Below are 23,921 nucleotides of genomic sequence, written 5' to 3'. Positions count from 1 at the left end.
TTATCCTACATGTAACAAAAAGTATGACGCAACTGTAATGACAAACAGTTTCACCAAAGATATTGCAGTTGTTCCGACAATATTGCCCAATTGGCAACTACTGCATGCGACATAAAGTTTTCCTTCATACTGAGCATAAAAAAAGTAAACTATGTTTAACCCAAGGACTCCGTATATCGTATAAAGTTGATATGTCCATAAAGTCTGTAACGTCTGCTCCTTATCAATAAAGAAAGATGCTACAAGCGGAAGAAGCATAAAAAACATAACGACATGTATGAGTTTCAAAATTTTGTCTCTGAAAAAGACCGTAGGACAGTAATCGGCATTTGTAGTATTTATACCATTTTCTAAATTTTTTTCAAACTTCTCTTTTTCTTCTTTGGACATTTTTTGCACAAAAGTAGCGCCAAAGGTATAGTCTATTTTTCGCTGAATTCTTACAGAAAAATCTCCACTTGCCTGCAGTGACTTATCATTTCCGTTTCTGTCTTGATAAACAACGCTGATAGTTTCAAACCGTTGTATCTGTGCTGTTTTTCCAGGATAGTACAGCGTTGATTCTGTAGCCGTGACAGTACCCTTATGGTTTATCAACCGGGGGTTTATCATCTCTATCAGCTTTCCTTCATCATCTTTTACAATAATCAGGTTATAGTAGCTCCCTATCTGATAAGCACTCAAAGCATCCAAATTATTTTCATTGATAGTATCTTTGAGATCTTCTATCAAGGCAAACAATTCATCATCAAATTTTCTTATGTCTACAGCGTATTCTATACTCAGGGGCGTAGGATGCGTTATAATCTCTCTTACCATTATTTTTTATACCTTATACACGAAAGAGTCTTGAATAAAATTTCAAGACTCTTCTTGTTAATGACTTTTACCTACAACTATAATCATTTTTATATTGATTATTATAAATCTGATAAACTGCCAGATTACACACGTACGCATTTTTCTAGCAAATGCCCCCGGTATCATTGTTAATGTAAACTGATCATTCTTTTGAAAATTTACCTCTTCTTCAACATGTTTTACTTCGCTCATAATATCTCCTCTTTTTTATTCTGGAATTAATGTCCAACCTGGATTTAGTTTTGCTTTATAGATAAACAGATAGTGTAAAATATGTTTAATCCAGTGTCCAGCAAGACCTATTTCACCAAATGTATAGTCTGTATCACGCCCTGTTCCCGGATATTTTTCAAAATCAGGAACAACAGGATAGACTGTCATAGCAGCCGCAGTTCCGTCAAACAAACCTTTTCCGGCACTTGCAACACAGGCAGCACCCATTTCAGCCATTGACGCTTCATGCAGGTGGGCATTTTCGCCTTTTGTAATCATATCACAAACAGAGTGTGCAACCGCTTTTCCGATAATACCAGAAGGCATACCCGTTCTTGGAGGCGTCGGATTAATCGGTGTTCCGTTTGGTGATTTCATCGGTTTAGAGATAAGATGTGGCGGAGCAAAAGCAATACCTGCAGCAAACATATTTTTATAAGTAGGATTTTGGTATGTTCTTGGCCAGTCACTTGCTTTCCACTCTTCGTATGGCTTTGGCGTATAGTCCGCATCCACTTTCATGAAGCCGTTTGGAGCAAATACCGTATCAGTAATATCTTCACCGGCTTTGTTGTAGGCTTTTAAACCAACACCCGCAAAAGGAGGAATAAGCATTGCAAAATCAAACTCTTCTTCACCAGTTGAACCGTCAAGCAATTCATACTCAACTTTTCCGGCTTCTACTTTACTTGTATGTGCACCGATAAGCCAGTCAACATTTCTTTCGGCAAAAAGGGATTCTGCAAACAGTTTGGAAGAAACAACATAGCCGCCAACTTTCATATGCAGTCCGCCCATACCGAAGTCACCTAAAAAAGATTCATTGGAAATCCATTTCATATCTGCCATGTCACGCACACCGGCTTTTCTTAATTCATGCTCAATATTGAAAATATACTCAAATGCAGCCCCCTGACATGTACACATTCCGTGTCCTGTTCCTATTAGGAATTTTTGACGGGTACCGCCTTTCATTTTTTCAATGGCTTCATTTAATTTTTCTGAAGCATGGACTGCATGGTCAGCTGTACAGACAGAAACAGTATGCTCACCCAATTGACTACCTTCGCCTAAACCCGGAGTAGCTCCGAAATTCAGCTTTGGTCCTGTCGCATTGACAATATAATCATACTCTATATTTTCAGTCTGTCCTGCTTTGTCAGCACTTGTATACTCAATAGTCACAAAAGGTTTATCACTTGACTGCGAACCTTCCGGATTTAAAGAGAGCGCTTTTGCCTGACGATAATCAATACCGGCTTTTGCATAAACAGGCGCTAAATCAAATGTCACATCCTCTTTTTTCATTTGGCCGACACCCACCCAGATGTTTGACGGAATCCAGTTCCACTTGGCATTTGGAGTGACAACAACAACTTCATGATCTGAGCCTAACCATTTTGCAGCGAATGTAGCTGTTGTATGACCAGCAACACCACCACCTAATACAACTAATCTTGCCATATAATTTTCCTCTATAATTTAAGTTCTTGGTAACTTTATCAAAATAATATCACAATGTTATCACATGATTTTCTTTCTTTTTTAGATAAATTTTAAAAGCAAAAGACACAACAGTCTGAAAATGCCTAAAACAGGGCATTTGTAAAAACAGTAACTCCATAAATTAAGTTTATTTTAATATTTTATCAATAATTTCAAAACTGTTTTTTGAAAGCCCCTGTGTAGAAATTACACGCGAGAGTTCTTTTTTTATCAGTTCTTGATTATGTTTGTTCATTTTATCACAGACTTTAAAAGCACCGCAGAGCCCTGAAGCTATTTGCGGATTAATTTTATCTATTTCTATGATTTTGTCAGCCAGAAATTTATACCCGCTTCCGTTTTTGGCATGAAAATGTTTATGGTTTCGCGCGAAAGAACCGACTAAAGAGCGGACAAGATTAGGTACTTTTTCATCATATACTTTATCTCTTTGTAATTTTTCAACACGTTCGAGCACATCATAACGGCTCGAAGATGCCAAAATTGCAAAATATTTGTTCATGACGAGTGTTTCATCTTTATATCTGTTATAAAAATCCTGCAGTGCAACTTCAGCATACGATACATGTAAGTTTTCCAAAACATCCAAAGCAACAATACGGTCAGTCATCGTAAGTGATTCTTCATACTGCTTTTGTGCCAACTCTGCGACCTCACTATTTTTCAAAATAGAGAGAATTTTCAATGCTCTGTTTTTTATAGCTCGTTTTGCAATATGTTTTGCTGCTAAACTTCCTGATGCAGGCAGATGATTTTGCTTATAAATATCTAACAACTTCTCTTTGTATTTTTGCGCTATATGCAACAACAGTTGATCCTGTGCATCATATATCACGTCAAAATCAATCTCTTTTTGCAGTTGCATAATTGCTGAAACAGACGGCAGTTCCAAAAGCAGTGCTTTGTAAGACAAGTCGACATCCAAATCAAGCAAATGTCCATAGGCATCTACAAAATCATTATTGATTGCATTCGACTCTATAATTTCATTGATTGTCCGGAGTGCAAAATTCTGTGTTGCCTCATACTGCGTAAAACTGTTTGTATCATACTTCATTAAAAAAGCATAGTTGTTTTCTTCCTGTTCTACAATTATCGGTGCAGAAAAATCCCTGTTTATCGAAAGTACCGGTTTTTCTTTTAAATTATCAAATACAAAAGTTTCACTTTTTTTCGATATTATCAAAGTTTCTGCCAAAATCTCATTGCCATCTCTGTCTAAAAGCCCCATCTTTAAAGGGTAATAATAAGGCTTTTGTTTTTTCCCATCAACATCATCTGGAACTTTTTGTGTTAATACTATGCTATATGTCCCGTTTTCAAAGGAATCCTTTACATGTAAACGCGGTGTACCGCTTTGTTTGTACCATCTTTTAAAAAGTTCCAAATCAAAATCACCGCATTGATGCATCGCCCATAAAAAGTCATCAGTGGTAACCGCCTGTCCGTCAAAGGTTTTAAAATACAAATCCATTGCCTGTCTGTAGTTTTTCTCACCCAAAAGTGTATAAACCATGCGTATCACTTCTGCACCCTTTTCATAGACCGTAGCCGTATAAAAATTGTTCATAGATATATAAGACTCCGGCTGAATAGGATGGCGTGTCGGGGAAGCATCTTCGACAAACTGTCTTTCTCTGAGTGCTTTTACATCTTCAATGCGTTGCACCTGTACTGAATTCATATCTGCTGAAAAGCACTGGTCGCGAAAAACTGTCAGTCCCTCTTTGAGTGTGAGTTGAAACCAGTCTCTACATGTAATGCGGTTTCCTGTCCAGTTGTGAAAGTACTCATGCGCTATCACAGACTCTATTCCCATAAAATTGGCATCAGTGGCTGTATCGGTATCTGCCAGTACATAGGCGGAGTTAAAAATATTGAGTCCCTTGTTCTCCATTGCACCCATGTTAAAACTGTCAACCGCTACAATATTGTATATATCCAAATCATAGGCACGCCCGTATTTCTCTTCATCCCATTTCATAGAGGCTTTCAGCGAGTGCATGGCATGATGACACTTCTGCTCATTTCCCAAATCGCAGTAAATATTCAATGCGACTTTATTGCCTTGTATTGTTGTAAATTCATCACTTATGCTGCCCAAATTTCCTGCCACAAGCGCAAAAAGATACGAAGGTTTTGGATGCGGATCCTGCCAGGTCACCCCATGGCGTTCATTGAAATCATCATGACATTTAATTTTATTGCCGTTACTGAGTAAAACAGGATACTTCTTTTTGTCTGCAAAAATCGTCGTTGTAAACAGACTCATGATATCCGGACGATCAAGGAAAGGTGTAATACTTCTAAATCCCTCAGGCTCATTCTGGGTACAAAAAATATCGCCTGATTTATACAGCCCTTCAAGTTCTGTATTGTCTTGCGGATATATTTTGTTTTTTATTTTTATCTCAAACGCATCAGGAACATTGAGAACAGTCAGGTGTTCCTCTTCGATAATATAACGGCTCTCCTGCAACTTTAAAGCATTTAAAGAAAGCTCTAAAAGTTCCAGATTCACAGCATCAAGAGTTAAATCATTCACACTTGCATCTATTTTTTTTATCTGCATAGTATTTGTCACGAGTGTCTCTTCTTCAAATAATTCAAACAACAAATCAACACTCTCAATTGCATAGGCGGGCTTTTTATAATCTTTTAGATATTTTGTTTTTACTTCTGTATTCATTATTACTCTTTCATTTTTAATACTGATATTTTACTTAAATTTTCCATGAAAATTCATTAATTTTAAAGTATAAGAAAGTTTTATACAATATAATTCCACATGTTCAATTCAAAATTAATAAATTTCAAAAACTTACTTGTTTTTATCCTCATATACACACTCTTTTTCTTTCTTTACGGATTATATTCTTACAGTACGGCCGAAAAAGCCTTGCATGCAAATATTAAACAAGAACTGCTCCATGGTGCAAACAGTGTCCCTTTGATTCTTAAAAGTACCTACCATGATGATAATTTGCTTGCAAAGAAACCTTCGTATGCACAAGATTTTGAAAATATTAAAAATCTTACTCAGTTTATCCGTAATACCCATCTTGCGTATGTATACTCCTTCGTCCGGGATAAAAACAATATCATCAGATTTTCAAGTTCAAGTGCCAAAGAAAAAGATTTGGAACAAAACAGCAGTGACATCTACTCTTTTGATACATATACAGACCCACAACTGCAAGAGCTTTTTAACACTGCAAACTTCAACCAACCTCTTTTTAATCATTCAAAAGACAAATGGGGAGACTTTTACAGTGTCTACATCCTTAAACAGACAAAAAACGGTAAAAAATATGTTGTCGGTGCCGATTACAATATTGAGGACATCATCACACTCAAACATATACTTTTAAGTAAAATTCTGTATTTGATTGTCCCTGTATTTTTTATCATTCTGTTTTATATGTTTTTCAACTTCATCGTTGTCAAACGTTTAAACAGTATTGTGACACAAAAAACAGACGAAATTGAAAAGGCTTACAATGTTGATGCACTTACGCAGCTTGAAAATGCCAAAAAACTTGTTTATGACTTAGCTAAAAAACACAATGACATTCCCTTTTTTATTGCCATTTTGGATATTGAACATTTTGGTATGCTGAATGATATTTACGGTTATGCCTACGGAAATGAATATCTGAAATATGTTGCAAAACTGCTGCAAAAAAATATCTCTTTGGACCTGAAACTGTATAAACTCCATGCAGACTTGTTTTGCATAGTCAACACACAGACAATGCCGGTAAAAGCATTTATGCAAAAAACAGAAGATATACTCTCTGCTTTGAATCACCAAAAATTTACCTATGAGGGATATAAAACTACACTCAGTATGAAAGCCGGCATAGGAGAAGTTGTTGAAAGTTCCAATCCATTTATTCATGCCGAAATAGCCTTGAAGTTTGCAAAAAAACACAATATGCTCTTAGCCCTGTATCATGAAAATATGAATCACAACAAAAAAAACAAACGTATTTTGGATGATATAGATTATGCCCTGCAATATAACAAGGTCTACAGCTATCTGCAACCCATATATGATGTCAAACAGCACAAAATCATCAAATATGAGACACTTATGCGCCTAGAGAGACAAAACGGAGAGATTGTTGCTCCATGGTATTTTTTGGATGTAGCCAAAAAGACACCTCTTTATCATAAACTCTCTCTGCAAATGTTTACACAGGTTATTCAAATAGCCAAAAAGAACCCTTCTTTAAGCTTTTCTTTTAATATTTCCGCTTTGGATATTCAAAATTCAGAATTCTGCGAAGCCATTTTTACGCAGGCGGTCCAAGAAAATATTGCCCGGCAGTTAACCTTGGAAATTTTAGAAAGTGAGGAGTTTGACAATTTTGATGCACTCTGTAAATTTATACAAAAAGCAAAAGATGCCCGGATCACAATTGCCATGGATGATTTTGGAAGCGGATATTCCAATCTTTCAAATGTCATTAAACTGAATCTCAATTATCTTAAAATTGACGGTTCCATAGTCAAATATATTGCATCAGACATACATTATGAAAAACTCTTTAAAAATATTATCAATTTGGCAAAAGAGCTTGACCTTATAACCATTGCTGAGTATATAGAAGACGAGACGATACAAAACAAGGCTATAGAACTTGGGATTGATATGCTCCAGGGCTATCATATAGGAAAGCCTCTGCCCGATATTGTAGACTAGTCTCTCTTGGTTGTCTTACGCTTTTTCGGATTTCGTTTCGTCTGTATACCTGTGGTATTTTTACTGTAGTGACGAACTCTTTTACTTTCAGGCTTTTTATGCTCTGCTTTGAGTTTGACTTCATCCACATCTTTTCTTCGTATCGTCGGGTCCGGTTCAAAACCTTCTACCACTTCTTGAGGAATTTTTTGCCCTATAAGCTTTTCTATATCTTTTATGTCATATTTTTCATAAATATCAATGAGAGAAATTGCCTCACCTTCACGTCCTGCACGCCCCGTACGACCGACCCTGTGAACATAATCTTCAGGAATTGAAGGCAGTTCGTAGTTAATGACATAAGGCAACTCTTCTATGTCCAAACCACGTGAAGCAATGTCGGTTGCCACCAATACTCTTGTTTTACCCTCTTTAAACTGCTTGAGTGTTTTTAAGCGGTTTGCTTTTGTTCTGTCTCCGTGAAGAATCCCACATTTTAGTCCGTCTTTTTGCAGTTCCTCAAAAAGTCTGTCGGCACTTGCTTTTGTTCTTGTAAAAACCAAAACCTGAGGAAAGTTTCTTGAACCGATGAGATACGCCAAAAGCTCGGCTTTTCTTGCAGTATCCACAAGATAGGCCACCTGATTGATTGTATCTACCGTTGTATTTTTCTTCGCTGTTTCTATAAATGCCGGTTTGGTCAAAATCAGTTTGGAGAGCCTGCGTACCTTGTCACTGAATGTTGCCGAAAAAAGAAGTGTCTGATGTCTCTTTGGCATAAGCGGATGAATTTTTCGAATATCTTTGGTAAAACCCATATCTAACATTCTGTCCGCTTCATCAAGCACAAAGATTTCCACATCTTTGAGGCTCAGACCGTTTTCAATATGTTCCAAAAGACGTCCGGGCGTTGCAATAACAATCTCCGTCCCCTTTTTCAAGGCTTCACGCTGCTTTTGCAAATCTTTGCCGCCAACCAGAATCGTTGTCCGAATCTCCATATATTTTGATAAAGCCGTAATATCATCATGTATCTGTATACTCAACTCCCGTGTAGGAGAAAGTATAACAGCACGAATTCCTTTGCCCTGTACAGGTTTTCTCAGTTTTTGCAGTATCGGCAAAACAAAAGCGGCTGTCTTGCCCGTTCCCGTCTGTGCTGTTGCAAAAACATCTTTTTTTGCCAGTACCAAGGGGATAGCCCTTGTTTGCACCAGAGTAGGCTCTGTATAGCCCAAATCCTTTATAGCATCCAGTAACGGCTTAAAAACTCCCAGCTTTTCAAATGACATTTTCTTCCCTCAATTAATATATCTAATTTTAGCATATTTTCTTCCCTTTGTATCACATTTTGTTTATAAATCAGATAATAAAATTTAATAGCTGTTTCAGCAATACTTGTGATAATTTTGTGATATAATTACCAAAAAATTAAAAGTTAGCGAATGATTCAAGCCTATAAACATTATTTACATATACTGCTTAACACTGAACAGGTCAGTGAAGATGAACTCAAAGAAGCATCTATTATTATAGTACCGATGGTTATAGGGCCCATAAGCCTTGTCTGGGCTCTTATTTATATCGCTTTTGAACAGTATATTCCGGCACTCATCCCTCTTTTTTACTCTTGTGTCTCATTTATAAACCTTTGGTGTTACAGGCGAAATAAAAATTTGCTAATCATTCAGAAAGTCCAAATGTTACTGGTCCTTATTTTACCATTTCTGCTCATGTGGACCTTAGGAGGCTTCGCACAGGGAAGCTATGTCATGATTTGGGCCTTTTTTGCCCCTATTGCCTCGCTTATTCATGAAAAAGAGCAAAAGTCTCAGTACTGGCTCTATTCATTTGTAGCCCTGGTGGTGTTGTCAGTAGTCATAGATCCTCTCCTGATTACACATTACAATCACACCATACCGCCGCTGGCACAGGAAGTTTTTTTCTTTTTGAATGTTACTGCCGCTTTGTGCGGTATATATCTTTTACTCAAATATTTTATTCGCAAAACAGATATCAACACAAAAGAAAAACTCAAAGAAAAACACAATGAACTCATGGAATATACCCAGGATGAGTTAACCAAAATGTTTTACACAGACTCTCTGACAGGTTTGCCAAACAGACGGGCCCTGATAGAAGCAAAAAAGGAGATACACAATTTCTCGCTTCTTTTGATAAACATAGATACTTTCAGTCAGATCAATGATCTTTATGGTGAAAAATTCGGAGACAAGGTTCTTATAAAATTTTCTGAATTTTTGCAGGAAAATCTTAAAAAGAATCCGGAATGCAAACTGTTCAGACTCAGCGGAGACGAGTTTGTTTTACTCTCCAAAGAGAAAAACCGCGACACACTCAAAAATAATCTCACAAAACTTATAGAGGAGATACACAAACATCCTCTTACAATTGAAGACCATGATATCTATTTAAACATAACCGTCGGCATCTCTTTTGAAGAAACAGAACTTCTCCTGCCAACTGCAAATATGGCACTCAAGCTTGCAAAAAAAGAGTCAAAAAATATCGTTTTTTACAGTGATGAAGCCTCACTCAACGAAGAATATGAAAATAATCTAAAATGGATTCAGGAGATAAAAGATGCCATCCTTGAGAACAGAATCGTTATGTTTTTTCAACCTATTATGGATAACAAAACGCGTACAGTTACCAAATACGAATCACTGATACGGCTTGTAGACAAGAAAGGCAATATTATTACACCATGGCACTTTTTGGAAATTGCAAAAAAAGCCAAACTTTATAAAAAACTGACAAAAATTGTAATCAGAAAGAGTTTTGAAGCTTTTAAAGACAATACCTATGATTTTTCCATTAATTTAACCATTGAAGACATTCTGGATCACAATATGAATGAATATATTTTTCAAATGCTGCAAAACTATGGCATAGGGAAGAGAGTTATTTTTGAAATTGTCGAGAGTGAAAGTATAAAAAACTTTGACACCGTTGAACGCTTTATAAAAAAAGTGAAATCCTACGGATGCCGTATTGCCATAGATGATTTTGGCACAGGGTACTCAAACTTTGAATACCTTATGAAACTGCAGGCAGATTTCATCAAAATAGACGGCAGTATTATCAAATCCATTCTAAACAACAAAAGTTCAGAAGTTTTGACCTCCGTCATTATTTCCTTTGCCAAAGAGATGAATATAAAAACAATAGCAGAATATGTTGAAACGAAAGAGATACATGAAAAACTCATAAAAATGGGTGTAAACAAATCACAGGGTTATTATATAGACAAACCGAGTGCAGACCTGCACTAAAACATTTTTCACTGCTGTTTATAAGTTCTCTCCTGCTATAATCGTGGTCAAATATAATTTATATAAAACAAGTACAGAGATGATAAGAAAAACTTTAAAAAAAACCTCCAAACATAAAAAACTCAGAGATTTAATAAAAAAATATAAAATACCCCCAGAGTATCTTGCAACAAACCGTAAAATGATTTCACGCGGTGTACTTATAGGTCTCTTTATAGCATTTATTCCTATGCCTATGCAGATGGCAGCCGTTTTGCTTTTTGTGCCCTTTATAAAATTCAATGTACCTGTAGCTCTTGCCATGTGTTGGCTGAGCAATCCTTTGACAATGCCTCCAATGTACTATATGGAGTACCTGACCGGTTCATTTTTGCTTGGCATACAACCGGAACCTGTACAAATGACACTTGAATGGTTTTCAAACAACTTAGACAATATTTTTATACCTCTTTATTTTGGTACTGCGATCTATTCTGTTTTTGGTTCCATTGCAGGGTACTTCTTAGTAAACTTTCTTTGGAAACAATCTGTTGAAAAGGAAAAAAAGAAACATTATTCAGACAGGTAAACTGCTTTGTTTTTGCTTCACCTTTTAGTCTTTAAAGACGCATAGTCCAGACTGAAGTCTGGATTCCAAAAGAGATATTAAGGCTTAAACCTTTTGACTCTTTTTATAACTCCACGCCATTAGGCCAATGCCTACAATCAAAAAGGGAATACTAAGCAGCTGCCCGGTTGTCAAATCAATTCCTAATGAATAATCAGCTTGGCGAACTTTGACAAATTCAATTAAAAATCTTGCACTGAAAACCAACACAAGAAAAAGCCCAAACAAAAAGCCCTTTTGCAGCTTCTTATAGTTTCCTTTATAAATCAATGTCAATACAAAAAAGATAAAAAGGTACGACAAAGCCTCATAGAGTTGCACAGGATGTCTTGGAATCATATCCACCCTGCTAAAGACAACAGCCCAGGGCAGGTCACTCGGTTTGCCTATAATTTCGGAATTTATAAAATTTCCCATGCGGACAAAAAAACCAAAAAGTGCCGTGGGGATTACAAGCCGGTCAATCAGCCATAAAAAGTCTGTTTTATACTTTTTACATCCGTAATACAGAGCAATCAAAACACCCAGTCCACCACCGTGAGAGGCCAATCCGCCTTCCCATACGGCAAAAATCTTCATAGGATGTGCCAGATAATAATCCGGATCATAAAACAGGACATGACCGAGTCTTGCTCCTATAACTATTCCGACGACCGCATACAAAAAAAGCGGTTCAATCGTGCTTTCATCTTTGTTTTCCAAACGATAGACCCATTTCATAAACTCCAGACCCGAAAGTATCGCTGCAGCAAACAACAGCCCGTACCAATGTACCTGCAAGGGTCCAAATGAAATTAAAATAGGGTCAGCGTTCCAGACAAAATGATTCATACTACTCTTTTAACGCCTCTGCTATAAGTTCAATCGGATTTTTAAAAACCGTCTCAACCCCAGCATTGTGCATAGAATTGTTTATCTGCATACGACAGGCACTGCACTCTGCACTGACAATCTCCGCCTTTGTTTCTTTAATCATGGCCGCTTTTGGCACACCTGCAGCTTTTGCAAAATGATACTTTTCTGTCTGCATGGTCACACCGCCAAATCCGCAGCATAAATTCGGATCACTCATTTCCACTATTTTATAGTTTTGGCGAATCAGATTTCTCGGTTCTTCGTGAATGCCCTGCATCTTTTTCGCATGACAGGGGTCATGGTAGGTTACTATCGGACTTGCTTTTTTCTTGGATGCCAGAAGATGTTCCAAATGGGTATGGTGCTGCAGCCACTCCGTAGCCATAAAAACCTTCTCCATAACCGCTTTGGCACGGGCTTTCCATTCCGGCTGGTCATGAAAATAGTGTTCATAATCTATTTTGAGCATTGCACTGCATGTAGCCTCAGGAACGATAATAGCCTCAACATCTTTGGCAAAACTCTCAAAGTATTCTATGTTAAACTTTGCATTTGCATCAACTGTATCAAAATCTCCCGTAAAATACGCAGGCGCAGAACAGCATTTTTGACTTTTTGCCAAAAATGCATCAATTTCAAGCACTTCTAAAATTTCTAAAAGAGAATCTCCTATGTTTTTGTAATTGTAATTTGCCAAACAGCCTATAAAAACAGCTACTTTTCGCTTTCCGCCGTTGTTTATATTTTCAGGATGAGAATTTAAAAAAGATGTTTTTGTCAAACTCGGCATCAATCTGTCAGATTTTATAATCGGCAGATTGAAGCGTGATGTCATAGAATTAATATCATCTTTGATTTTAAATCCGCAGGTCTGAAAGGTATACCCAAGCTTAAATGCAATGTCATTGAGCCATCTGTGACGCAGAAGCAAAAAGAAGGCTTTTTTGTACCATGCTATACCGAATTTTTGTGCAATGTCACTGCGCACCTGCTCTATTATCATATCTGTCGGCAGTGACTTGGGGCACACTTCAACACAGGCCGTACATAAAAAACAGCTCTCAAATATATCTTTTGCCGTCTTGTCAAGCTCCAGATTTCCGCGTTTGTACGCTCCCAAAAGGTCTATAAATCCACGTGGAGAAGTCACCTCATCCGCATTGACATTATGAATGGTACACACAGGAATACACTTCCCGCATTTGACACAATCATCAGCGATCTCATTAAAATTAAAAATATCTTCTGGTTTTTTACTCATACTTACACCGTCTTTGAAAATGTTTTGTCACTGCCGGCATGACGCTTCATATAGGCATCAAAAGGCATGGCAATATTTCGAATGAGCAGGGTGCCTGTTGGGGAACACTCTATATACTCATTATTCATTGTTATTAATTCTTCTTCCATAAAAGGTTTTAAATCCAAAAGTGCATCTTCAAAATACTTTTTAAATTCCAACCCAAACATGGCTTCAAATCTTTTAATATCAAGCTTGAAATTACTCATGAGTTCCATAATGACATGCTGGCGAATCATATCATCTTCACTCAAAGCCACTCCCCGTTCAAACGGCAGTTTGCCTGCATCAATTGCTGCTTCATACGAAGGCATATCTTTAAAATTCTGAGCATAGTAATCAACCCCTTCTCCGATGGAAGTCAGTCCTACTCCGATCAAGTCTGCTCCGCCTTTGGTGGTATAACCTTGAAAGTTTCTATGCAACTCACCCTTGTCTATGGCTTTAAAAAGTTCATCTTCTGGTTTCGCAAAATGATCCATACCTATCATTTTATACCCGTTGTTTGTTAAAAAGTCAATTGTGTACTGCATAATCTGCAGTTTTTCATCAGGACGCGGCAGTGTTGTTTCATCTATCTTGCGCATTGTCTTTTTCAGCCATGGCACATGTGCATAGTTAAATACCGCAAACCTGTCAGGATTTAACGTCAATGCCAACGAAAGCGTCTCTTTGAATGTATCAAGTGTTTGAAAAGGCAGCCCGTAAATCAAGTCAACATTGACTGAGTCCATATTGTATTTGCGTGCCAGATCCATTGCATCTTTTGTGATATTGTACGGCTGGACGCGATGCACAGCAACTTGCACTTTTTCATTGAAATCCTGAATACCAAAACTTACACGATTAAATCCGTGTTCACTCATCACACGCATTTGTTCTTCATTGATATGGCGAGGGTCTATTTCACAGGAAATCTCTGCATCTGCGACAAAATTCGGAAAATAGGACTTGATTTCAGTTATGATTTCATCTAGTTGTGCAGCAGAAAAAAAAGTAGGCGTACCTCCGCCAAAATGCATTTGAATCACGTCTCGCTTACAATCCAAATGCTCTGAAAGAATTTTCAGTTCACGCTTGAGATACTCCATATACCGAATCATTTTATCTTCTTTTGAGGTAAAAACAACATTACACCCACAAAAATAACAGGCATTTTTACAAAACGGTAAATGAAAATAAAGGCTCAAAGGACGAGAAGAGTCCTGTGTTTGCAGTTTTTTTATATATTCGTCATAACCAAAGGCATCATTAAATTCCAACGCTGTTGGGTACGATGTATATCTTGGTCCCGGCTTGGAGTATTTTGTAAATTTTGCGAAGTCTAATTCCATCTGTTGCTTCCCTCTGTCAATAATTCATTGGATTATCTCCAAAAAGTGTTGAAGAACTCATAAAAGCATGTGAGTTTCGAATGAAATCTAATTTTCATTTTATATTTAAAGCCAACACCTATTGAATGACACTCTTTTTGATATACGCTTCAGTATCTTGGATGTAATTGGTATTGATAGAGTATTTTCGACTGTCTAACGCACCCATTATATTGATAAAAGTAAAATACAACACGATAAAAATTAATATTTTTGTCATATACTTTTGTCCATATTCTTTAAGATAAATCACAACAGGAAGAATGGCAAAAGGAAAAACAATGATAAGGTGCCAGTAGCTAAAAATAATCGGCGACAAAACAGAACTGACAAACACCCCGACAAGTGCACCAAACACATACAGAAGCAGCCATTCCTGTTTTGTTTCTATGGGTTGATGTCTTGTAAATAATTTTCCTTTGACAAGTATGTAAAAATATCTGTTTGCTTTGTAAGATATGTAAATTGTAAAAGCACCTACTGAAAAAACAAGTGCTTTATACCCATACACAAAAATCATCTGCACAAAATGCGAAGCTCCCAGCCAGTCAAAATGTGCACTGGCAATGAGCTTGTTTGGAAAGAAAAAAGAACCATATCGCAACCAGTAGATAAAAGATTTTAAAACAGGATAGACATGCACACCGCCCCAGCCTATATACCGTCCCGTATCATCAGCATGATGGATTATTGCACTGTTTTGCATCACGGTCAGCAAATAAGGCACCAAAGAGATACCAATAACAAGCGTTCCAAAAAACACGCCGTACCAATTTACTTTTACCATGTTTCTATAAATTAGATAGAGTGAAATAAGCGCAAGTATAATCCACGAATAATGAAACTGCAACGCCAACCCTATAGCTGTTACATGTAAAAAAGAATAAACAAAAGAACTTTTCTCACGCTGTTTGTAGGCAGCCCAAATATGCAGGGCAGAAAAGAAAAAAAGATATGACGGATTGTATAAAATGTTTTCAAATAAAAACCAGGGATTGAGCCAGTACAGCACCAAAAAGATCAAACGAACATCTGTTTTGTATATATCTTTGAGCACACTGTCCAAGAGAAAATAAGAAGCAAGATGCAAAAATATCAAAAAAAGCATCGGTGACATCGGAGAATCATAAAGCATCACAGGCAGTGCTACCACATAAGAAATCATACTTCCCGGTACATTACCGACCGCACTTGCGGCATTGCCGTAGTTAATCCAGACATGATTATATGCACCCATATAACCCTTGTAAAGCATTTGTGTCTGATCACCGGTGAGGATTTGGTGCTGTGCATAAAACCATGCCAAAAACAGACCTAAAACAAGTAAACTTATCTGAATAATTTTAAATCTTTTTTCTAAAAACAAATCAACTTCCTTTTTTAAATATTTGCAACCTAAACTTTAAACTTGAAAAGAGCACAAAGCCATTTAATCGGAATCGGTACTTTAGTGCCGACTGAGAGTGGAAAGACTATTGCAACAGCCGGCACTGAAGTACCGGTTCCGAAAAAGCATTAATTTTCTTAACTTAATGGCATTGACAAAAAAATTATTTAAATGTCCAAAACTTATGAACAACAAATGTTATAAACGGCATTATAGCAACTATGAGAAGTGTGTGCAAATAACTGTTTTGTACGGGAAAAGCATCGGAAAGAAAATACGAAGCTAAAAAAGTTCCATACTGCACCAAAAAAAATTTCATAAATTTTTTAAAATGAAAAGTGCTGTGAAATACATAAAGCGTCTGAAAAACATAAGAAAAGACAAAAGCCGTAAAAAATGCAAATGTATTGGCAACAAAAACAGAGGCCGCAAAAAAGTAAATAATTGCCCAGGCAGTCAAAAGATGCACAAGCGTTGCTATGACTCCAAAAAAGCCGTATTTTGCCAGCTGAAATATATGACTTTTAATATTCATTTTCTACTATATAAATCGGTCTGTTTTTTGATTCTACATAAATTCTGCCGATATATTCGCCGAGTATGCCTATGCCCATCAGCTGAATACCGCCTAAAAAGAGTACAACCGTAATCATAGAAGCATACCCAGGAGTATCTGCGCCAAACAAAAGCGTTTTTAAGATAATCCATGAACCGTAAATAAAAGAGATAAAAGCAAGCCCCAAACCGATATATAGCCACACACGAAGCGGTGCCGTTGAAAAACTCGTGATACCGTCAAGCGCGAAGTTCCACAACTTCCAGCCATTAAAACTACTGTCACCGGCGATTCTTGCATCTCTTTTATACTCAACAACCGCCGTTTTAAACCCAAGCCAGGCAAAAAGCCCTTTCATAAAACGCTGACTCTCAGGCAGTTTTTTCAGTTCTTCAACCACCCGTCGTGACATTAATCTGTAATCACCGACATTATGAGGAATCTCAATATCTGAAATTTTATTATGAATTTTGTAAAAAAATTCGGCACTGATACGTTTGGCAACACTGTCTGTTGTACGATCGACACGCTTACCAACGACCACATCATAGCCTTCTTTGTATTTTTTGATAAAATCAAGTATCAACTCAGGCGGATCTTGTAAATCAACGTCTATAGGAACGACAACTTCCCCTTTGGATGCATCAATCCCGGCTGTAAGTGCCGCCTCTTTGCCAAAGTTTCTTGAGAGATTTATTACTCGTACATTGTCATACTCTTTGGATTTTTCTTTGAGCACAGACAAAGTACTGTCACGACTCCCGTCATTTACAAAGACTATTTCAAAATCTTCACCGGTGTACGCCAAAACAGAGAAAATTTTGTTCAGAAATACATCTATAACATCTTCTTCATTATAACAGGGAACGACTATGGATAAAAAAGGATTACTATTTTTCATACACTAATTATACCTTTTTTAATTTTATTTGTGTACACTTTTCAGATAAATAAAGAGGTGCTTACAAAATCATGAACATTGACAAAATAGTAAAACTCATACGATATACTGCAGGACTTCCAAAAAGTATTTATGTCAACCTGAGACTTTTGCCATTTTCACAGGCAGTTCTTCTGCCTATAATAGTTTCCCGTAAAACAAAACTGCGTTCTTTATCTGGAAAAGTGCAACTCTCCAAAGTAAAAACCGGCATTGTTCGCATAGGTTTTGGTGGAACAGATATGATGGATTATGCTTATGAACGCACTATTTTAAAAATTACAGGAAAGATTCATTTTCAGGGCAAAACAAAAATTGGCGTAGGTGCAAAAATAATGGTCAGCGGAAACCTTACTTTAGGAGACAGGTTTGATATCACCGGTGACGCCACCATAATCTGTGCAAAAGAGATTGAAATCGGGAACAACACTATGATAGCGTGGCAAAGTATCCTTATGGATACCGACCAGCATGCTATTTATAATGCGCAGCATACTGTTATCAATCAAGATAAAAAAATCACTATTGGCAATAATGTCTGGATAGGGGCGAGAAGTTTGATACTCAAAGGGTCTGTAATTCCGGATGGCTGTATTGTCGGTGCAAATACAACAATTACAAAATCTTTCACTACGAAAAAAAGTATTATTGCAGGCAATCCTGCTGAAATTTTAAAAGAAAATATAAGTTGGAATCATTAATGCATCCAGTTCGTGATACCTTTTTTCACAACAACAGCCGGATTGCCAACAGCGATAGAAAAAGCAGGAATATTTTTTGTCACAGTAGCATTGATGCCTAACACACTTCCGTCCCCTATATCTACTCCTTTTAAAACAGTAACGTTATCAGCAAGCCAGACGTGTTTGCCTATTGCAATGTCTTTCCCTTCATTGATAACAGCAGTGTCGACATAAATAAAATGCCCGTCTGAAGTCATAATTTTCACATTTCTAGACAACATACACTCATCCTGAATAATTAATTTTTTGCCCTCTTTTGCTGAGAGATAGCAACCGTGACCCACAATAGTATTTTTACCTATATGTATGGAACAGTTGTCTCCTAAAATTTCTATCTGTGTGTATCGTATCGTTACACCGTCTTCAATAGTCAGGCTGTTATTTTTTCCTTTTATGGAAATATCACAGTTGGTAATTTTTGCGTTTTTTGCAAGCGACAAAACAACGCTGCCTTTGATTCTTATTTTATTGCGGAGCTTTTGAAGGAGTGTAAATTTTTTCATCTTATTGCTCTGTAGAGTTTCTCAAGCTGTGCAGTATAATCAAACTTTTCTTTTACTTTTTTAAAAGCTGCTTGAGCAATTCCTTCTTTTACATGTAAATCATTATATAAAAATCGGATTTTCTCTCCCAAGTCATCTACACTTCCGTCAAACAGCAGTCCATCCACATCCTCATCTATAATTTCCAATGGCCCCCCTTTGCATGTAGCTATGACCGGAATTCTGTTTGCCATCGCTTCAATGACTACAAGTCCAAAGGTTTCATTTTCTGTGGCAAGCACATTCACGTCAAAAAGTTGCATATGCTCATTCACATCTTTTGTAAAACCGGTAAAAATCACTTGTTGTTCTATGCCCAGCTTTTTTACATACGCCTGCAGTTCCTGTGCATAATTATCATCCATAAAAGCTCCCACAACAACTGCTTTTAGATTTGCATCTTTTAACCTTGCTACAGCTTCTAAAACTTTATACTGTCCTTTGCCTTTTTCTATTCTGCCGACAATTCCGACAACAAAAGCATCTTTAAGTTGATATTTTTGTCGCAATTGCGCCACTTTATCTGCATCTGTCTCCGGAGTTTTTACGCCAAGATAGACCATTTCAAGTTGTGGTCTTACTTCTGCAGGAATGAACTTTTCAAGCTGTTTTTTCACCTGCAGGGTTACCGCATGTATCATATCAATATTTTTATAAAGCCATTTATGGTAAAAATCATCTTTAAAACGGGTCATTCCCATATGTCGGCTCTGCACCAGCTTTGGTTTTTTTCTGCTCAGTACTTTAGCCAAAACAGCCGTTACGATATCTTTACTCCAATGAAAATGTACTATATCAATGTCATTTTCATCTATATATTTAGCCAGTTGCAAAGCCGGTATAAATGGAAAAAATTTATTTCGTTTAAGATAAAACTTGTCATTGATATCAAGATAGTCATCAAGTTTACTTTGCGGTGCTACAACCACTTTACATGTAGTCTTTTTAGAAAACTCTTCATAACAACTTGCCACAAACATCTCAAGCCCACCCAGTCCGTGTGCCAGACACAATTCCAAAATATTTTTATTTTTCATACAGTTTGTCTATGAGTTGTTTTGTAACGGCGAATACATCCGCAACTTCCGGTGAGGTATATTCAACATTAAAAACACAGTCATGCTTCTCTTCGCGTGGCCAATACCGAAACGGCGGTATATGAAAAAAGATGCCTACTGTCGGAATCTCCAATGCAATGCCCATATTTCGCACACCGGTGTCATTAGAAACAAGGCATCGACTGTTTGCCAAAAAGTGCATTACTTCTTCTATAGGCATAACTTCTTGAAGTTTTATGTTTTTTCTCTCTTTGAGCGGTTCGTAAATTTCATAAAATTTTTCATCTTTGCCGATACCTTGAAGAATAATATGATCATAATCCTGATAGTTTTGGGACATCTTTGCAATTAACTCCCGAAACTTATCTTCCTCCCAACACTTGCTTTTTGTCGAAGCACCGGCAAAATAAACAATTTGTTTGAGATCCTCTGTTTTCGGGTATAGTTTTTCCAATCCGTAATGAAGCGGAAACTCTGTTTTTGCCCCTAAAATATTGAGCATATGTTCCACAGAAACAGCCTCCACAACAAAATCACTTCTGAGTGTCGCTATATCAAAAAACATTCTTCTGATAGTTCTATACGGGTAACCTATTTTTAATTTTGCCTGAGACAAAAAAACCAGTAAAAGGCTCAAAGTACTGTCTGTCAAATCAAATATAATATCCTGAGGAGGCAGTTCTTTTGCCTCTTTGATCCGCGTAAGAAGTCCTGTTTTTGAACCGTCTTCTTTATATCTGCTCATTACATGTAATGCATCTGTCAGATCCTCTGGAATGCCGTACATATAATGTTTTACAACACTTAAAGTAATTTTTGCATTGGGGAAAAATTTACGAAGTTCTATCAAAAAAGGACGTATGTTCATAAAATCGCCGATAGCCGCATGACGGATAACTGTTATACTTTTTATATCTTGCGGTTTTTTGTCTTTTAAATATTCTCGTGCTTTTTGAGATGCAAACGCACTGCCTCTTCTAAAATTTAACTTCAAGCTAATGCCTTTTTTTGTATAATTATTTTTATTATACAAAATTATTTATGAGAGTTCTATGAAATACAAACTAAATCCGTCTTTTGAAAATGAGTTTAAAGATTTTTTGCTGCACATGCAAAAATATTTCAGGGATAACAAAAACTCTATTCACAAAGCCCGCAATGAACTAAAAATAATTTCTTACAAAGAGATACAGACTGTTGTCAAATCTTTTAAAATTCCAAACTTCTTTCGTCGCATTTTTTATACCTGTTTTCGGGATTCAAAAGCAAAAAAATCGTATGACAACTCCATAAAAGTAGGCAATTTTGCACCTGAACCTATCGGGTATATTGAGTTTTACAGACAGGGACTTCTGGCTGAGAGTTATTTTGTGGCAAAAAAATTTGATTATGATTTTACAATCCGAGAACCTTTACTCGATAAAAATTTTCCAAAAAGAGAAAAAATTCTAAAAGCCTTTGCCCGCTTCAGTCTGCAACTGCATAATGCCGGTATATTTCACAATGACTATTCTCCGGGAAATATTTTGATCAAACAAGAAGCTGAAAACTATATATTTAAAATAGTAGATGTTAACCGCATGGATTTTTGTTCCCTAAATGAAAATAAAAGAGCAAAAAGCTTTGCAAAACTCTGGGCAAGCAATGCAGATTTACAGATCATTGCGCAGGAGTATATGCAACACCACAAAGTCAAAGAAGATTTTGTACAAAAGGTTATAGAGTATTCTGTTCAAAACAAAAGACGAAAAAACTTCAAAAAACGACTCAAAGGAAAAGAAATTGATTGGTAATATCTCTGCTGTCGTATTAGCAAAAAACAACGAAGCAACTATACAAAAAACACTCCAATCTCTGCGCGAATTTGAAGATGTTGTGGTGTATGACAACGGTTCTACTGACAAAACAATGGAGATTGCAAAACAGTTTTCAAATGTAAACTTAGTCCAAGGCGAATTCAAAGGTTTTGGCTGGAGCAAGAATCAAGCGGCAGGTTTTGCCAAAAATGACTGGATTCTCATCATCGACAGCGATGAAGTCATCGATGATACTTTGAAAAAGACACTGCAACAAAAAAAGCTTGATGCGCACACTGTCTATATTCTAAATTTTCGAGCTTTTTACAAAAATACAGAAGTCAAACACTGCGGCTGGAACAATCAAAAAATCAAACGCCTCTACAATAGAACCGTCACAAAATATAATGACAATGATGTCCATGAAGACATCATCACAGAGGGTTTGCATACAGAGATTTTAGACGGCAACGTACTGCATTACAGCTACCAGAGCATAGAGCAGTTTATAAACAAAGCCAACACCTACTCCACTCTTTTTGCAAAAAACAATGCAGGAAAAAAATATTCTTCTCCAAGCAAAGCCTTTTTTAACGGAGCATATTCCTTTATAAAAACCTATTTTTTCAAACAGGGATTTCGAGACGGCTATGTGGGACTTGTCATCGCCTATTCGCATATGGTGACGAATTTTTATAAATATATCAAACTCTATGAACTCAATAAAGAACAAAAAAACAAAAAACCCGGTCGGCACTAAAGTACCGATTCCAAAATATTTCTCGGAACCGGTACTGCAGTGCCGGCTGTTAGAACTTTCTTGCCATTTTCAGCCCAGACTACAGAAAAAATTTAGTTTTTTTCTAAGTTATGCTTTAGCATTAAAAGTCTGAGTTCCAAAGTGTTTCTCAGAACCGGTACTTCAGTCATAAGTATCTACACAAATATATTTTATCTAAAAGCCTGTTATTTAGGCATTTATAGGAGATATTCACTTTAGTACTGCCGCTAGAAATAGTAATATATATAGTATAATTTTTTAGTTTTTATTCTTTTCTATATAAAAATTTAAAAAATATCTTTAAATTATACTATTTCTAATCATGAAACTGAAGTCATAACTTCCTTTAAAGCCCAAAAACAAGAACTTTGATAGTCAAAAATATTTGTGTAGATACTTATGACTTCAGTGCCGGCTGATATATGCCTGAATATTTTTATACGTTTAGCAAATCCTGTTTCACTGCTTCAAACATCTCTGCACGCTTGGCTTTATCACTCGGCAACATATAATGTGTTTGCAGTTTTTCATCCCCAACGGCTTTCCATCTCTGCGCACTTGCAAACTTTGAGTCACCAAAAAATGTCATCGTCGGGGTTCCTACTAAAGATGCCAAATGATAGGTACCTGTAGAAGTAGAGATAAAAAGTTTAAAACTGCTGATAAGTCTTGCAAAATTTACTATGCCGTCATTTGAGAGATAAAAAATAGCATCAGTATCTTGCAGACGCTTTTGCATCTCTTCTTCCAGGCTTTTTTCATCCGGACCAAAAGTTAGTACTACGCTATACTTGTTTACATGTAAGGTTTCACGAATCAGTATTTCATACTCATCCAAATTCCAGTTGGCATCCGAAGAACCGCCAAAACCTACATGAAAAGCTATAACATCTTTTGTTATATTATACTTTTGGCAAAACTTTTCATACTCCTTTTGGGCATTATCAAACTGAAGCAGTGGTTTTGGATATTGCAGTTTAATATCCGGAAAAAGAGTTTGTGTCAGTGCAAGATTGTATTCAAACTCAGCCATTTTAACTTCACTGCGTCTCTGTTTTATTCGTTTGTTATAAAAAATTTGTGCTATTTTTGTTGCGGGAGCAATTCTTGTTGGTATGCCTGCTAAAAACTGTGCAAGCGCCACTCTTGTATTTGAAAAAAGCGTGACTGATGCATCAATATCTGAATGTTTGAGCTTTTTGGCAAGTGAAAAAACAGAGCTTCTTCCATCATCTACAATAACCTCATCTATAAAGTTACATGTAAGTGCCAAAGCTTTGTTCACAGGAGCGACAAGTGCTATGATTTTGTTTTTAGGATTATGCTGTTTAAGGAGATACATTGCCGGCAACGCTGTTATAAAATCGCCCAGCTTGTCTGTACGTACGACCAATATTCTCATTCCATATTATCCTAGCAA

The 23,921-nt window shown here is 36.7% G+C and carries 21 protein-coding genes; 6 read left to right on the top strand and 15 right to left on the bottom strand.

The features are described 5' to 3' along the window. The 4 genes from MLC52_RS03900 to pepN all read right to left on the bottom strand — a co-directional run bounded on the left by MLC52_RS03900 (window position 1) and on the right by pepN (window position 5,269). Window positions 1-819, bottom strand: coding sequence for a peptide deformylase (locus MLC52_RS03900; RefSeq protein ID WP_151900744.1), 819 nt, complete (start codon window positions 817-819; stop codon window positions 1-3). A gap of 57 nt (window positions 820-876) precedes the next feature. Further along, window positions 877-1,053: a hypothetical protein gene (locus tag MLC52_RS03895; RefSeq protein ID WP_188109968.1), complete on the bottom strand. Its 177-nt coding sequence runs from the start codon at window positions 1,051-1,053 to the stop codon at window positions 877-879. Between the two features lie 15 nt (window positions 1,054-1,068). Next, complete coding sequence (locus tag MLC52_RS03890; RefSeq protein WP_151900745.1) at window positions 1,069-2,538, bottom strand: NAD(P)/FAD-dependent oxidoreductase; 1,470 nt, start codon at window positions 2,536-2,538, stop codon at window positions 1,069-1,071. 169 nt (window positions 2,539-2,707) lie between these two features. Continuing rightward, window positions 2,708-5,269: an aminopeptidase N gene (gene pepN, locus MLC52_RS03885; protein WP_434581369.1), complete on the bottom strand. Its 2,562-nt coding sequence runs from the start codon at window positions 5,267-5,269 to the stop codon at window positions 2,708-2,710. 210 nt (window positions 5,270-5,479) lie between these two features. Here pepN and MLC52_RS03880 point away from each other — a divergent pair, with 210 nt between their 5' ends. After that, window positions 5,480-7,288, top strand: a complete 1,809-nt coding sequence (locus MLC52_RS03880; RefSeq protein WP_434581368.1) for an EAL domain-containing protein — start codon at window positions 5,480-5,482, stop codon at window positions 7,286-7,288. Here the strand turns inward: MLC52_RS03880 and MLC52_RS03875 are convergent. Next, window positions 7,285-8,559, bottom strand: a complete 1,275-nt coding sequence (locus MLC52_RS03875) for a DEAD/DEAH box helicase (protein ID WP_434581367.1) — start codon at window positions 8,557-8,559, stop codon at window positions 7,285-7,287. The two genes, MLC52_RS03880 and MLC52_RS03875, sit on opposite strands and share 4 nt — an antisense overlap. Before the next feature lie 153 nt (window positions 8,560-8,712). On the opposite strand from MLC52_RS03875, the gene MLC52_RS03870 reads away from it, so the two are divergent. Together MLC52_RS03870 and MLC52_RS03865 are read left to right on the top strand one after the other, a co-directional pair. Continuing rightward, window positions 8,713-10,563: an EAL domain-containing protein gene (locus MLC52_RS03870; protein ID WP_434581366.1), complete on the top strand. Its 1,851-nt coding sequence runs from the start codon at window positions 8,713-8,715 to the stop codon at window positions 10,561-10,563. A 79-nt stretch (window positions 10,564-10,642) separates the two neighbouring features. Further along, window positions 10,643-11,131, top strand: coding sequence for a DUF2062 domain-containing protein (locus MLC52_RS03865; RefSeq protein WP_346388508.1), 489 nt, complete (start codon window positions 10,643-10,645; stop codon window positions 11,129-11,131). 84 nt (window positions 11,132-11,215) lie between these two features. Here the strand turns inward: MLC52_RS03865 and lgt are convergent, their stop codons facing one another. From lgt to MLC52_RS03835, 6 genes are all read right to left on the bottom strand, one after another. Next, the gene (lgt, locus tag MLC52_RS03860) at window positions 11,216-12,001 is read right to left on the bottom strand and encodes a prolipoprotein diacylglyceryl transferase (RefSeq protein WP_434581365.1); all 786 of its coding nucleotides are present in this window, start codon (window positions 11,999-12,001) and stop codon (window positions 11,216-11,218) included. Between the two features lies 1 nt (window position 12,002). Then, window positions 12,003-13,286 carry a (Fe-S)-binding protein gene (locus MLC52_RS03855; protein ID WP_151900752.1) on the bottom strand — a complete coding sequence of 428 codons (1,284 nt, stop codon included), beginning with the start codon at window positions 13,284-13,286 and terminating at the stop codon, window positions 12,003-12,005. A gap of 2 nt (window positions 13,287-13,288) precedes the next feature. Further along, window positions 13,289-14,659: an oxygen-independent coproporphyrinogen III oxidase gene (gene hemN, locus MLC52_RS03850; RefSeq protein WP_151900753.1), complete on the bottom strand. Its 1,371-nt coding sequence runs from the start codon at window positions 14,657-14,659 to the stop codon at window positions 13,289-13,291. 118 nt (window positions 14,660-14,777) lie between these two features. Beyond that, window positions 14,778-16,064 carry a 3-deoxy-D-manno-octulosonic acid transferase gene (locus MLC52_RS03845; protein ID WP_434581364.1) on the bottom strand — a complete coding sequence of 429 codons (1,287 nt, stop codon included), beginning with the start codon at window positions 16,062-16,064 and terminating at the stop codon, window positions 14,778-14,780. Between the two features lie 184 nt (window positions 16,065-16,248). Next, window positions 16,249-16,620 (bottom strand): GtrA family protein, encoded by a 372-nt coding sequence (locus MLC52_RS03840; RefSeq protein WP_434581363.1) that lies wholly within the window; start codon window positions 16,618-16,620, stop codon window positions 16,249-16,251. Then, window positions 16,610-17,542 carry a glycosyltransferase family 2 protein gene (locus tag MLC52_RS03835; RefSeq protein WP_434581362.1) on the bottom strand — a complete coding sequence of 311 codons (933 nt, stop codon included), beginning with the start codon at window positions 17,540-17,542 and terminating at the stop codon, window positions 16,610-16,612. The genes MLC52_RS03840 and MLC52_RS03835 overlap by 11 nt, the downstream gene beginning before the upstream one ends. 71 nt (window positions 17,543-17,613) lie before the next feature. Here MLC52_RS03835 and MLC52_RS03830 point away from each other — a divergent pair, with 71 nt between their 5' ends. Beyond that, complete coding sequence (locus tag MLC52_RS03830) at window positions 17,614-18,282, top strand: acyltransferase (protein ID WP_434581361.1); 669 nt, start codon at window positions 17,614-17,616, stop codon at window positions 18,280-18,282. Here MLC52_RS03830 and MLC52_RS03825 read toward each other — a convergent pair. From MLC52_RS03825 to MLC52_RS03815, 3 genes are read right to left on the bottom strand one after another with little or no spacing between them, the layout of a single operon-like run. Beyond that, window positions 18,279-18,827: an acyltransferase gene (locus MLC52_RS03825; protein ID WP_418641184.1), complete on the bottom strand. Its 549-nt coding sequence runs from the start codon at window positions 18,825-18,827 to the stop codon at window positions 18,279-18,281. The genes MLC52_RS03830 and MLC52_RS03825 overlap by 4 nt on opposite strands. After that, window positions 18,824-19,903, bottom strand: a complete 1,080-nt coding sequence (locus tag MLC52_RS03820; protein WP_346388502.1) for a glycosyltransferase family 4 protein — start codon at window positions 19,901-19,903, stop codon at window positions 18,824-18,826. Before MLC52_RS03820 ends, MLC52_RS03825 begins: the two co-directional genes overlap by 4 nt. Next, entirely contained in the window at window positions 19,893-20,918 is a 1,026-nt protein-coding gene (locus MLC52_RS03815) for a glycosyltransferase family 9 protein (RefSeq protein ID WP_434581360.1), read from the bottom strand. The genes MLC52_RS03820 and MLC52_RS03815 overlap by 11 nt, the downstream gene beginning before the upstream one ends. Window positions 20,919-20,976: 58 nt before the next feature. On the opposite strand from MLC52_RS03815, the gene MLC52_RS03810 reads away from it, so the two are divergent. Then, window positions 20,977-21,717, top strand: a complete 741-nt coding sequence (locus tag MLC52_RS03810; RefSeq protein WP_434581359.1) for a lipopolysaccharide kinase InaA family protein — start codon at window positions 20,977-20,979, stop codon at window positions 21,715-21,717. Next, window positions 21,707-22,480 carry a glycosyltransferase family 2 protein gene (locus tag MLC52_RS03805; protein ID WP_434581358.1) on the top strand — a complete coding sequence of 258 codons (774 nt, stop codon included), beginning with the start codon at window positions 21,707-21,709 and terminating at the stop codon, window positions 22,478-22,480. The genes MLC52_RS03810 and MLC52_RS03805 overlap by 11 nt, the downstream gene beginning before the upstream one ends. Before the next feature lie 457 nt (window positions 22,481-22,937). Here MLC52_RS03805 and MLC52_RS03800 read toward each other — a convergent pair whose 3' ends face one another. Continuing rightward, window positions 22,938-23,903, bottom strand: a complete 966-nt coding sequence (locus MLC52_RS03800; protein WP_434581357.1) for a glycosyltransferase family 9 protein — start codon at window positions 23,901-23,903, stop codon at window positions 22,938-22,940. Between the last annotated feature and the right edge of the window lie 18 nt (window positions 23,904-23,921).

Origin of the sequence: Sulfurimonas sp. NW15, assembly GCF_051132285.1 — a bacterium.
Lineage (GTDB): Bacteria > Campylobacterota > Campylobacteria > Campylobacterales > Sulfurimonadaceae > Sulfurimonas > Sulfurimonas hydrogeniphila.
Note: the sequence above shows the minus strand (reverse complement) of the source record. Positions and strands in the feature narration are given on the sequence as shown.

What these genes read in the sequence shown, in the direction of transcription:
- MLC52_RS03900 (WP_151900744.1), bottom strand. Translation starts at nt 819, where the DNA reads ATGGTAAGAGAGATTATAACGCATCCTACGCCCCTGAGTATAGAATAC.
- MLC52_RS03895 (WP_188109968.1), bottom strand. Translation starts at nt 1,053, where the DNA reads ATGAGCGAAGTAAAACATGTTGAAGAAGAGGTAAATTTTCAAAAGAAT.
- MLC52_RS03890 (WP_151900745.1), bottom strand. Translation starts at nt 2,538, where the DNA reads ATGGCAAGATTAGTTGTATTAGGTGGTGGTGTTGCTGGTCATACAACA.
- pepN (WP_434581369.1), bottom strand. Translation starts at nt 5,269, where the DNA reads ATGAATACAGAAGTAAAAACAAAATATCTAAAAGATTATAAAAAGCCC.
- MLC52_RS03875 (WP_434581367.1), bottom strand. Translation starts at nt 8,559, where the DNA reads ATGTCATTTGAAAAGCTGGGAGTTTTTAAGCCGTTACTGGATGCTATA.
- MLC52_RS03870 (WP_434581366.1), top strand. Translation starts at nt 8,713, where the DNA reads ATGATTCAAGCCTATAAACATTATTTACATATACTGCTTAACACTGAA.
- MLC52_RS03865 (WP_346388508.1), top strand. Translation starts at nt 10,643, where the DNA reads ATGATAAGAAAAACTTTAAAAAAAACCTCCAAACATAAAAAACTCAGA.
- lgt (WP_434581365.1), bottom strand. Translation starts at nt 12,001, where the DNA reads ATGAATCATTTTGTCTGGAACGCTGACCCTATTTTAATTTCATTTGGA.
- MLC52_RS03855 (WP_151900752.1), bottom strand. Translation starts at nt 13,286, where the DNA reads ATGAGTAAAAAACCAGAAGATATTTTTAATTTTAATGAGATCGCTGAT.
- hemN (WP_151900753.1), bottom strand. Translation starts at nt 14,659, where the DNA reads ATGGAATTAGACTTCGCAAAATTTACAAAATACTCCAAGCCGGGACCA.
- MLC52_RS03840 (WP_434581363.1), bottom strand. Translation starts at nt 16,620, where the DNA reads ATGAATATTAAAAGTCATATATTTCAGCTGGCAAAATACGGCTTTTTT.
- MLC52_RS03835 (WP_434581362.1), bottom strand. Translation starts at nt 17,542, where the DNA reads ATGAAAAATAGTAATCCTTTTTTATCCATAGTCGTTCCCTGTTATAAT.
- MLC52_RS03830 (WP_434581361.1), top strand. Translation starts at nt 17,614, where the DNA reads ATGAACATTGACAAAATAGTAAAACTCATACGATATACTGCAGGACTT.
- MLC52_RS03825 (WP_418641184.1), bottom strand. Translation starts at nt 18,827, where the DNA reads ATGAAAAAATTTACACTCCTTCAAAAGCTCCGCAATAAAATAAGAATC.
- MLC52_RS03820 (WP_346388502.1), bottom strand. Translation starts at nt 19,903, where the DNA reads ATGAAAAATAAAAATATTTTGGAATTGTGTCTGGCACACGGACTGGGT.
- MLC52_RS03810 (WP_434581359.1), top strand. Translation starts at nt 20,977, where the DNA reads ATGAAATACAAACTAAATCCGTCTTTTGAAAATGAGTTTAAAGATTTT.
- MLC52_RS03800 (WP_434581357.1), bottom strand. Translation starts at nt 23,903, where the DNA reads ATGAGAATATTGGTCGTACGTACAGACAAGCTGGGCGATTTTATAACA.